The 11,203-nt window shown below is 40.8% G+C and carries 9 protein-coding genes; 2 read left to right on the top strand and 7 right to left on the bottom strand.

Annotated elements, in window-relative coordinates; translation table 11 throughout:
* Positions 1–626: 626 nt before the first annotated feature.
* Entirely contained in the window at positions 627–1,370 is a 744-nt protein-coding gene (locus AACX38_RS07365) for a metallophosphoesterase family protein (protein WP_228863850.1), read from the top strand.
* A 70-nt stretch (positions 1,371–1,440) separates the two neighbouring features.
* On the opposite strand, the gene tnaA is transcribed toward AACX38_RS07365, so the two are convergent.
* Positions 1,441–2,847, bottom strand: a complete 1,407-nt coding sequence (gene tnaA, locus AACX38_RS07360; protein WP_228863849.1) for a tryptophanase — start codon at positions 2,845–2,847, stop codon at positions 1,441–1,443.
* Positions 2,848–3,447: 600 nt separating this feature from the next.
* The gene (locus tag AACX38_RS07355) at positions 3,448–3,930 is read right to left on the bottom strand and encodes a hypothetical protein (protein WP_228863848.1); all 483 of its coding nucleotides are present in this window, start codon (positions 3,928–3,930) and stop codon (positions 3,448–3,450) included.
* Positions 3,931–4,437: 507 nt separating this feature from the next.
* Between AACX38_RS07355 and AACX38_RS20745 the strand changes: the two genes are divergently transcribed.
* Complete coding sequence (locus AACX38_RS20745; RefSeq protein ID WP_370630608.1) at positions 4,438–4,656, top strand: DUF3804 family protein; 219 nt, start codon at positions 4,438–4,440, stop codon at positions 4,654–4,656.
* Between the two features lie 51 nt (positions 4,657–4,707).
* On the opposite strand, the gene AACX38_RS07345 is transcribed toward AACX38_RS20745, so the two are convergent.
* Genes AACX38_RS07345 through AACX38_RS07325 form a run of 5 tightly spaced genes read right to left on the bottom strand, consistent with a single transcriptional unit; the run spans position 4,708 to position 11,200 of the window.
* On the bottom strand, positions 4,708–6,258 hold the full coding sequence (locus tag AACX38_RS07345) for an SUMF1/EgtB/PvdO family nonheme iron enzyme (RefSeq protein WP_228863846.1): 1,551 nt from the start codon (positions 6,256–6,258) through the stop codon (positions 4,708–4,710).
* The gene (locus AACX38_RS07340; protein WP_228863845.1) at positions 6,248–7,489 is read right to left on the bottom strand and encodes an ABC transporter permease; all 1,242 of its coding nucleotides are present in this window, start codon (positions 7,487–7,489) and stop codon (positions 6,248–6,250) included. The genes AACX38_RS07345 and AACX38_RS07340 overlap by 11 nt, the downstream gene beginning before the upstream one ends.
* Positions 7,470–8,168, bottom strand: a complete 699-nt coding sequence (locus AACX38_RS07335) for an ABC transporter ATP-binding protein (RefSeq protein WP_228863844.1) — start codon at positions 8,166–8,168, stop codon at positions 7,470–7,472. Before AACX38_RS07335 ends, AACX38_RS07340 begins: the two co-directional genes overlap by 20 nt.
* Entirely contained in the window at positions 8,165–10,147 is a 1,983-nt protein-coding gene (locus tag AACX38_RS07330; RefSeq protein WP_370630607.1) for a vWA domain-containing protein, read from the bottom strand. Before AACX38_RS07330 ends, AACX38_RS07335 begins: the two co-directional genes overlap by 4 nt.
* 30 nt (positions 10,148–10,177) lie before the next feature.
* On the bottom strand, positions 10,178–11,200 hold the full coding sequence (locus AACX38_RS07325; RefSeq protein WP_228863842.1) for a hypothetical protein: 1,023 nt from the start codon (positions 11,198–11,200) through the stop codon (positions 10,178–10,180).
* Positions 11,201–11,203: the final 3 nt, after the last annotated feature.

Genomic DNA, 11,203 nt, shown 5'->3' with positions numbered 1-11,203 from the left:
AATAATAAATACAAAATCAAATTTCATAACAACAACTTCAGAATTTATTATTTAAAATAATAATTTTTACATTAGTTCCCTGGTGGGCAAAACAAACAATAACAATTACAGCCTGAATATTAGATTCTATATAATTACACGCTAATAAAATAGAAAACATAATTTATTCACATGATACATTTCTGGTATGTAACTGAAAGCCTATCCTGTTTCTTATTTTTACCTCCTGCATTATAATATATACAATCATAAGGTAAATTCATAATACACTAAATCTTATAAGATGATATCAACGAGACAACATAATGCAAGAGACGAACAATAAAAAAATCGACTAAAATCGATATTTCTCCTTCACACATTTCAAAAAAAATTTAAGCTTTAATAAAAAAATATCAATTCATCCATTTCAGGTTAATTAAATTTTCATCTCCAATATCTTTATCGTGACTTTTAAATCCAGCCATTAATATAGCCTAATTAACCATCGGGATATTTAATATAACACGAGTTAAATTACCAATTGTAAATTATGAGGTCGCTATAAGAATAACAAATCAGAATCTGCTGATGTAGACGATTAAAAAATATCATATAATCCGTCTATTTTTGGGAGGTAATAAAAAATGAAAGCCATTCAGATAACCGATATCCACCTGACACAGAGCAGAGAACATCAATTATTTAATATAAACCTTTATGATAATTTTGATACTATCTGTGAGGAAATATGCCGCATAAAGAGAGCTACTGAAATAGATTTAATCATTGTTTCCGGCGATATAACAAATGATGGTGATATCGATGCTTATCGATACTTCTTCAAAAGAATGGATTCATGTCAGACTCCCTATATGACAATAGCCGGAAATCATGACCTGAAAAATAATATTGACACCGTAATTACAGAGATAAAACCAAAATATAACATCACTTCCGGTGAGTATAATGATAAAAATTGGTTCATTACTTATGTTGATACTGTCGTTAAAGGTGAGGATTATGGCTTTATTACACAAAATAACCTTGCTGAATTAGAAAAAAGAATCATTTTAAACAAGAAATTTAATACTGCGGTATTTATGCATCACCACATCATACCGGTTGGTACACCCATTGTGGACAGTTGTATGCTGGAAAATGCCACAGATTTATTAACATTATGTAAAAAACATAAGGTGAAATTTATCGGCTGTGGTCATGCTCATACTTCGCGTATCTGGCATCAGAATAATATAACAATCAGTGTTGCACCCGCAGTTTCATTCCAGTGGTTATCAGGTACAAATACCGTTAAAACAACAAAAAGTTCTGGTTTTAATATTATTGATTTTTCAGAAAATATATCAGTAACTTCGTGTAATTACTAAAGTTCTATACGCGCTATTCTCAAGTTGCAGCATAAGCAACTTGAGAGTGTATTGAAGCCCAGTATATGACTTAATTATCAGAAATCGGCTTTAATTTAGCCATAAAGTGGCGTAGCACTGGTGGCTCATAAGTAAATGTTAATCCGCGAATATCAGCAGCATGCTGTTTTAATTCAATAAAGGCTTCAACGACATAATCCATATGATCATTGGTATAGACGCGGCGAGGAATAGCCAGTCTCATCAGTTCCATCGGTGATTCTTTTTGTTTACCGGTATCTGGGTCTCGCCCAAGCAGTAAAGAACCAATTTCTACACTTCTGATACCCGCTTCCAGATATAGCGCGTTATTCAATGCCTGAGCCGGAAATTGCTCGCTTGGAATATGCGGTAAAAATAGTTTTGCATCCACAAAGACAGCATGCCCACCAACCGGATATTGAATAGGAATACCCGCCTTTCTTAGCTGTTCACCTAAATAAGTCACCTGATGAATGCGATAAGACAAAAAATTCTCATCCATACCTTCTTCAAGCCCAATCGCCAGTGCTTCCATATCACGCCCGGCAAGCCCACCATAAGTCACAAACCCTTCATTCGGAATACAGCGGATTTTTACCTCATTAAATAGATCTTCATTATCACGAACAGAGCAAAGGCCACCGATATTCACCATGGGATCTTTTTTTGCCGACATCGTCAACATATCGCCATATTGATACATCTCTTTGACGATTTCTTTAATTGACTTATCTTCGTAACCTTTTTCCCGCTGCTTAATAAACCAGGCATTTTCACAAAAACGGGCTGAATCAATGACCACCGGAATATCATACTGTTTTGCGATTTCATACACAGCTTTCATATTAGCAAGAGAAACCGGCTGACCACCTGTACTATTACAAGTTATTGTGACTATAATGGCGACTACATTATTTTCACCCTGTTCTTTGATTGTGTGTTGAAGTAAATCAATATCAAAATTGCCCTTCCAGTCATAATAACTGCCGGTATCAAAAGCCTTATCTGTAACAACATTGATAGCCTTCGCATGATTTAATTCCACATGCGCCATCGTAGTATCAAAATGAAAGTTAGAAATAAATACTGGGTTTTGCGCTCCGCCTTTTAATTTTTTCCTTTCGATCAGAGCAGGAAATAAAATCTGCTCAGCCCCACGGCCCTGATGAGTAGGAACCGTATGCGCGTATCCAATTAATTCTTTAACTTTATCCACCAGATTATAATAACTACGAGATCCGGCATAAGCCTCATCTCCCATCATCATACCAGCCCATTGCTGATTACTCATGGAGCCAGTGCCAGAATCAGTCAACAGATCGATATACACCATATCAGAAGGCAGCATAAACGGATTATACCCTGCCGCTTCCAGCGCAATTTCACGCTCTGCACGTGTTGTCATGCGGATATTTTCTACCATTTTAATTCGAAAAGGCTCAGGAATGCGCTTCATTTTAATATCTCTAATTAGAAAAATAACAATAAATCACATGACTTGGTCAACAAATGTTAATATTTATTATTGGAAAGGTATTATTTTTACCTATAAATAACGAGTTAAAATTATTTCCATTAAAACCGAATTTAAGGATAAGAAGATAAGAGCTGAAATACACAACAGTCAATATATTGCTGTATATTAAAGGTGGGTTTATATAGTGCCAAACAGAATTTCATATATTAACCTTATAGCACATGAATGATCCCGCATGCACTTATATAACAATATGAAACCGTTGTCCATGTTAATTCATTAAGCAAATGATACACAGCATTAATAATGTGTGTAAAGTATCAATTAAAATGTAATTTACTCATATTATATTAACAATAAAAATTATTTTTAATTTTATTCAATTAAAATCACCCGTCGAAATAGTAAATCATGACACCAATTTATTGACAGTAATAAATATTCAAGTAATACCCTATAACCGGGTTTTTATTAAAAGCGAGTACTATTTTTGATGTCAATCAGACCACTTAAGTTGCTATTTTGCACTCAAGCTTATTCACCCCGGTCACATAGTGCTTTATGATCCCGGGGATTCTTCTATGGTGCCATCAGGCTATCCTGAAGCTCATGAAGCTGGTTTTGCAACTGCTGTAGCTCCATCTGCTTTTGCATTTCCGACTGAACTGAACGTTGTTGTGATTCACGTATCCGCTTTTCCAGATCAGCAACCTGTTTTTCCATTTGAGCTTTTCCTGCCGCTTTGATTTTCAGTTGGTTAACTAGGTTACTCAATGACTTCTGCAAAGCAATTTGAGTACGTTTTTTATTCTCCAAAGTTGTCCGCGCTGCTTTTCTTTCTTGTTCAAGAGCTTCATAAACTGCTTTAAATTCTTTATTTAATACCTTTTCATGCTGTAATACTTTTTCTTTCTCAGCAACTCTCTGATCCCATGTCCCAGAGTAATTACAGTTGAACTTTGCAATAATACTCATATCTCCTTTCGTGGGATCACATTCTTGTGCATTTGTAACACAGCCAGCCAATACCATATTCATTAACAATATCATCAATACTCGCATAATAATTCCTATCAGCTTACTTTAATTGCGGTACGTTGTTCATAAAGGCTGTCAAGTTCCTGCTGTAACATGCCAATATTTTTACGCATTTGTGCAATCTGCTTATTTAAATTTTTCGTTTTAGCGCCATCTTTTACCATCTGAACAGAGACATCAGCCCACTGTTTTTCATGCTCTTTCATTTCTTTAATGGTATTACGCAGGTAGGCAATATTAGCATCAAGCCCTTTCAACTGTTTCTGCATCTGCGCTTTTTTCACGGTCTTTGCAGCAATATCTTTATTAATACTAGCCAGAGTACGCTTATCAGCCTGAATCACCTCTTTAACCACGACAGCAGCATGCTGAATCCGCTCATTTTCTGCTTTAATATCCTTAATTGCAGCCGCTAATAATTGTTCTCTGCTGGAATATTTTTTACGCTGACTATCCAGATAGGCATTCGCTCCCACTCCTACTCCACATCCCACAATTGCTGCCGCTGCAATACATATCGCTTTATGATTCATATCACTGAGCATACAAGCCATTGCCCCTGCTGCTGCTCCAGCCAAACAAGACTGCAAACCAGACTTATTAAAAAATTCGACGTCTTCGTTCTTAGTTAAACGAGAATCTACTGTTCCTGTTTGTGCAGAAGGCCCACTTGGCGTCTGGCAGGCAACCAAAATAAAAATCAGGCAAAAAGAAATCATCAAACGTATATATTTTAAAACCATAGGTTAATATGTCCTTTCTAAATAAAAGTGCTCATTATCATTTATATTCGACGTCAGTTTATTTATTTTTCTTACACATCTCCAACCAACTATCCCGAGCAACTCTGCCATCCTTCCAATATCCCTGAAGGTTCTGCCAATACGTATTGAGATAACTATTTAGATTGGTTTTACCACGAGCAGACATTTCTTGCTGAACGACTCGGAGTTGCGGTGCAATAAGCGCGGCATTATACGTTATGCCCATATCAACCAAGGTATCAGCATAATAATTTGCAATAAAATTTAGTGCCTTTTTATGTTGTTCCAACTGCGTTTGGCGACGAGCACAATTTGCATCCAGTTCACTGCCTGATTTACAAGTTTTTCCATACAGGCCGACTAATCGATCATAAAAATCACCATCATCCTTCAATTTTGTGCATAAAAATGCGCCAAGTTGTAAGGAGGTACGTATTGCCTGATCACGTTGTTCATCACGTAATTGTGCATTAGCACGCAGATCGGCACGCAATTGCGCTAATTGCTTTTTCAGCGAGGCATCTTGTATCTTGGATGAAATACTCCCCAAATAATCAATTGAATCTGTCGATTTTTTCCCTTTATTTTGATGTTCTTCAGTACCTAAGGTTTTCCACTCTTTAGCAATTTCTTTAATGCGATCACGAGAAGTCAGTGTCGGAGAAACTAGAACCAAACGAAATCCTATTGCTTTGTTTTTGTTATCACCTTGAGCTGTATAATAAGGCTCTTCACCACGTAGTGAACTGCGTATGTCACTTTCCGGTGTCAGAAAACTACCGCCCCTGACAATATAGCCCCCCGCCTGACCATGTTGTCGATCCAATTTGTTTAAACGAAATGGTTCAAACATCATCTCAGCTGTATTACCCAACATATCATGCAGCCCCAATGGATTAGGTTTGAGCAAGCCTGTCAATTGAAGTTTGCCATTGGCTGACTGAGAGCCAGAAAACCAGGCATAATGGGTGATCCCCTCAGGCATAGGGAAACGTTGGTCACGAAATTCAGATGTGGAAACAGACAAGCCACCACGGGCAGCAAATTCCCACTCGGTTTCTGTTGGCAGACGGAGAAAACCCGGTTTTCCATCTTCATTAGGCAAAGTCTCAGGCTGGTTCTTCAATAGCCAAAGGTTATATTGGTTTGCCAGATTCATGGCATCGATCCAACCAATATTCACTTTTGGCAAGCGGAGTCTCATATTTGGCGTCGGACAAGTACCGCTAAAGGCTTGATATTGTAAATCGGTCAATTCATACTTCGCCATTAGAAAATAGCGCCCTTTCCCCGATTTTCCTTCAGCAAAACTACCTGCAATATATTCCGCCCTCGCCTGCTCCAGATATCCCCATTCATCATTTTCTCCTCCTCCGAGGGTGATGTTGTAATCCTGTAATGGCTGGCTGAGAGGAATAGAAATTTTACGAAATACCATCGCACCACCACAGGGCATTGGTAATATCACATCATCAGCCAGTGGCTTAGGGTTGTAGAATTTTTCTTCCCAGACAGCGCTGGCAGAGAGTGGCAATATACCAAGCACGCTCCCTACCAATGCTATGCTCAGGTAATGGTTAAATCTCACGTAAACTCTCCGCAGGTTCAATTTTTAAAGCACGTAAGGCGCCTACTGTCGCAACTCCCAGTGCTACTGCTAATACACTCAATAAGGCGATTAACACATGTAAGGCTTCCAAATGACATACAAATGCCGTTTCTGGTAATGAAGCCCCCAACACACTATTAAACAACTGACTGGCAACAAAATAGAGCAATAATCCTATTCCCCAAGCGCTTCCTGTCAAAATTAATGCCTGAGTCAAGATAAACCACACTACTGCATGCCGACGGATACCTAATAACCTGAGCACGGCCATGTCTTTCCTTTTGCGATCAATATTGGCCATAAAAGCACCCACTAACGAGGCAATCCCCCCTACTGCAGAGATCCAGGCAATCACAGTAAATATCAAGCCAAGTACCTGATCGATAGCACGCACTGATTCAATCTGCGCCTGTTGTGTTACCGTGTCGATATTCTGCTGCTGTAGCCAGCCAGCCAGCTTTGATACACTATCTATACTGCTGGCATATAGACGTGCTTTAGCAAACGTAGTACGTTCTCGAGGAACGATACCTTCTCCCACATGAAATAACGCAACCTGATAGCCATCACGGTAATCCTCCATTGCCACTAACAGAGGAAGCGAGACAAAAGCAGCCGGACGAGAGAATTTTGCTCCATCAATTACACCAATAACGGTTAATTGATGCTGGATTCGTTCACGCTGTCCTTCTCGTTTACGCGCAACTACCAGCTTCAGACTATCACCCACTTTTATCTGTAACTGTTCTGCCGCACTAGCACTGAGCACAACCTGTTGTGCATTTTGTGGTTGTCGGACATTGACCAGTAACGGATCGTTTGATGCTGTCGGGATGACTTCTACATTACTGACAAAATGCTGACTATCTCTGACCAAATCGGCCTGAGTATTTAAAGAGCGGGTTAATGGGATAACGAAACCAACATCAGGACTAGCAGCCAGCTGATCCAGCCAATTGCGATCATAGTTGCCATTCCCTAGCATACGAACTTCCCGTGTACGCGGATCATCAACCAAGGTATGACGGAGCTGGCTCACGATGCCATTTTTGAGTCCAAAAAGCAGTAACAAAGGCGTGATCACAGCAATAAGAGAAAAAATGATACAGAGCGCAACCTTTCGATCATAAATCAAATCAGCCAGAGCCATGCGAGGCAATAACCAACGGGAGCCCTTGATAGTAGAAGAATTAACTGGCAGTGAAGACACTTTGTTTTCCATCCACTTTAGCGTAATAACGTTTAAGGCCAAAATTCGTGACTCGCTGCCAATCATGGCTAACAATAATGGAGACCAAATTTAATGACTTCACCATTTCAACAATCAAATTAAAAAGTACCTCAGCATTGTAGGGATCTAATGCCGCCGTTGGCTCATCAGCTAATAATAGCCGTGGCTGATGGGCAATTGCTCGGGCAAAAGCCACGCGCTGACGCTCACCAATTGAAAGCTGAGAAGGCATCTTTTTCATTAATCCTTCAATATCTAAACGAGAAATTGCAGTCTCCAGCCACTCAGAGTCAATTGTAAGACCAGCAATTTTACGGGGTAATTGAATATTTTGCGCGACTGAAAGCCAGGGAAGCAGACCACCGTGTTGCAGTACAAAACCAAGATCTTTAGCACGCACTTGAGCAAGCTGTTTTTCATCTCCCGTCAGTAACGGTACCGCAATATCTTTGGGCGGATTACCCAATTGATAGCAACTCAAATTATCCGGTTGTAATATCCCGCCGATCATTTCCAATAATGTGCTCTTTCCACAGCCACTCGGCCCCGTTAATGCAGCCACTTCTCCCGCACTAAGCGATAGCGAAGGCAGGCTAACAGTTAGACCCTGCTCTGCTGATCCTCGCTGTACTTGCATTGCTTCAATGCGCAACATCATGGAAGGTTTTCCAATGGAACGGGATAAACGTTATCACGTGGGTCACTGCCAGGTGCTAACGAAATCCAGCGGTCAACATCTTCGTTATAACGCTGATAATAGTTGAGCTTGATGTTGAGACGGCGGATAAAACGCTCTTGTTCTAATCCATCCCAACTTTTCCAGGTTTCTTCATCCAGACTCAACACTTCACTGAGGTAAGGTAGCCCTTCAATGTATTCACCCAACAACCCCATTTCACCCAACTTGGTGGCCTGTTTATTTTTCGCCTGTTTAGGATCATTCCCCATCGTCGCCGCTAATGAACGCAGGCTGGCAAACATATCATCCGGCGAAATTAAACCCTCATTAGCCGAATTAACAATCTTCTTCATTACTTCACTCAGATCACTCAATTCGCTCTTTGTCAGTAAAACTTTCACTTCAGTTGCTGGAATATTTTGGTTCACAAGATCGCGATCACTTATCCAAGATTTAAAAACAGATGGCGCATGTGTACCCTGCTTATTCCCGAGGTAGGCCAACCGCATCGCATGTCCCAACTGGGCGGTATCCTGTAGAAGGGCTCCTTTGGTTAATACCTCATTTTTACCAAAATAAGATTCATTAGCACCAAGGGCGCTACCTACTGTCTCCTCACCACTCCAAGCCGTTTTAATCTGCCCGGTAATAGCATTAGCAAGATTATCAACTATCGTACCAAAATTGTTCACATCACCAGAATCAATCGGATAATAAAGCGGTTTATGCAGGAAAGCGTTGAGAGTCATCTCTCGGTACTGATTCTCCGCAGAAGCGTGGTTTTTACGTCCTGATGGTGTTTTCAGGTGAAGTGTATACAGTGCTACTCCACGGTAAGTGGCTTCCAAACGAACCTGAGTCGCATCCAGCCGGGTAGAGGACAGCTGATCATCCCCATCCAACGCTCCGGCATCAGTCACTAAGATCACATAACGCGCCCCAAATTTAGTCCAGTCCACTTTGTCCAAAGCTGTCATAATACCGGCATATGCATCTTCATTAACTTTGCTGCTGGAAACTTTAGCCTGTTTCAGATCGCGCACTTTAGTCAAAAAATCCTGACCATCTTTGACTGTATTAGGATCAACATACATTTTGGTGTCATATTCCAATCCCGGCACCGCAGCAATATTTGAACGATAAGCGACAAGACCAAATTTAACTTGCCCCAGCAGATTTTCCTTTTCAATACGCTGGTAAATTTTTTCAATAGCCTGCTTCGTGCGCTCAATATAAGGCCCCATTGAGATGGTAGAATCAATCACAAATACCACCGATGCCGAGAACCCCTTGATCATATTTTTCTCTTCATCAGGGGCAATACTTGTATCCTTATTTTTTAACGTATTGGCAAAATTCGTTTTTCCCCCCACCTCACTTACCGAAGCAACATTAAGCACGCGCACCTGATAGCCCGAATCTGTAAAAATGTCATCAGAATCCAGCACTGGTAATAGGTAAAAGTTTTTTTGCTGATCGATCATGTAATCAGGTTCACGCGCTAGTACCGAAGGTACAGACGCACCGGTTTGCAATTTTTTCAATAATGGCTGTAATTGCGTCGCTGGCGTCGCGTCATTCAGAATATTTTCTACATCCGCCTTATTACGGAAAAACAGCATAGGATTACGACCAGAAGGATTGGTGAAAGCCAGAGTCAACTGCATCTTCCACTCTACGGTACAGTTGGCCTTCATCCATCCCTGAGTACTACCGTAACTATCCGGCCCAACTTTTAACCATTCTTCATTACCCTGCTTTTGACGCTGATAAACGTAGAAACGGCTGAAAGCAGGTTGCACTATTCCTTTTTCGGTGAGTTTTTCCGACAACTCACAACCCGGATAAGTCAGTACTCGTTGGTAGAGAGTTTGCTTTCCTTCCTGTAAAAGAGGTTTTTGTGCTGCCAGCACGGGTGATATCATTAGCCCCAAGGCAGGTGCCATAATACCCGCCATTATCCTGTTAAGAGGTTTCATCATCCTTTCCTATTTTTTCAGTATCGCCAAACGTGCTCTGGCTTCTCTGTTTTGTGGATCCTGATTAATCAGCACCTCATACCAATAAATTGCCGTTTGCACATCGGCAACAAAACAGCCGCCCTTTGTTGCTGTTTCTGGATCATATTCCTGTGCATAACGTAGAGCGATTTGCACATCGCCCGACTGGGATTTATAAGCATACAAACGCTGTGCTACATCGCACTGTTTCGTTTTTTTTGCCTGTTGAATAACTTCCAGTACTTGTTTACTGGAAGGCTGGCTCCGTAGACAGCTTTTGACAAAATCCAGCCCGCTGCCTTTGACCATATTCTCAGCAGCACAAGGTATATTTTCTGATGCACTAACGGTAGCTGATTCAGGTTTGGTTCCTGGTTTCAGCAACCACCAGCACATACCAACAATAATCGTAATCAAAAGCAAAATTAAGGCGATTAACGGCAATTTATTCGATTTTTTTGCTGGAAGCGGAGATGGTGTTCTGCCAGGTTCATCCGGCTGTATTACCAAAGGCTTAGATGACTCTTGTAGATTCGGTGAAGCAAACTGTTCCGCCAATGGTTCAGTTTTAATAATAGGCGTTTCTACCTGAGTCAGTATGGCTGGCTCCGGTGACTGAGGCACATATTCATTAATATTGCTAGCAGCAGCATACTCTCCTTTTGCCAGCGAACTCAGTACACCATCAACAATTTTCAAACCACCAAACTCCCGAAAGCCTGCTGCATCCACTGCCGTCACGCGATATGCAACCTGACGCTCAGCCAACAGCGCATCGACCAATACCGGGCCTATGCGGGTTTCTAAATCATCCTCTTTTTCCTGTAATTCGGGCAACCGAATCCACTCTTCATTGTTTACCCACTGCCCTTCTACACTTAAAAAACAGCGATCCTGATTACGCTGGATTGACACCATGACGCTTTCAATCATTCCCTGCCACCCTTCAATATGCAAAGACGCATATCCGGGTTCTGCCGATTCACAAGGTCTCAATTCTGTTTTAATCACAAC

It is taken from the genome of Xenorhabdus sp. PB30.3, from assembly GCF_963895965.1.
GTDB lineage: Bacteria > Pseudomonadota > Gammaproteobacteria > Enterobacterales > Enterobacteriaceae > Xenorhabdus > Xenorhabdus stockiae.
Note: the sequence above shows the minus strand (reverse complement) of the source record. Positions and strands in the feature narration are given on the sequence as shown.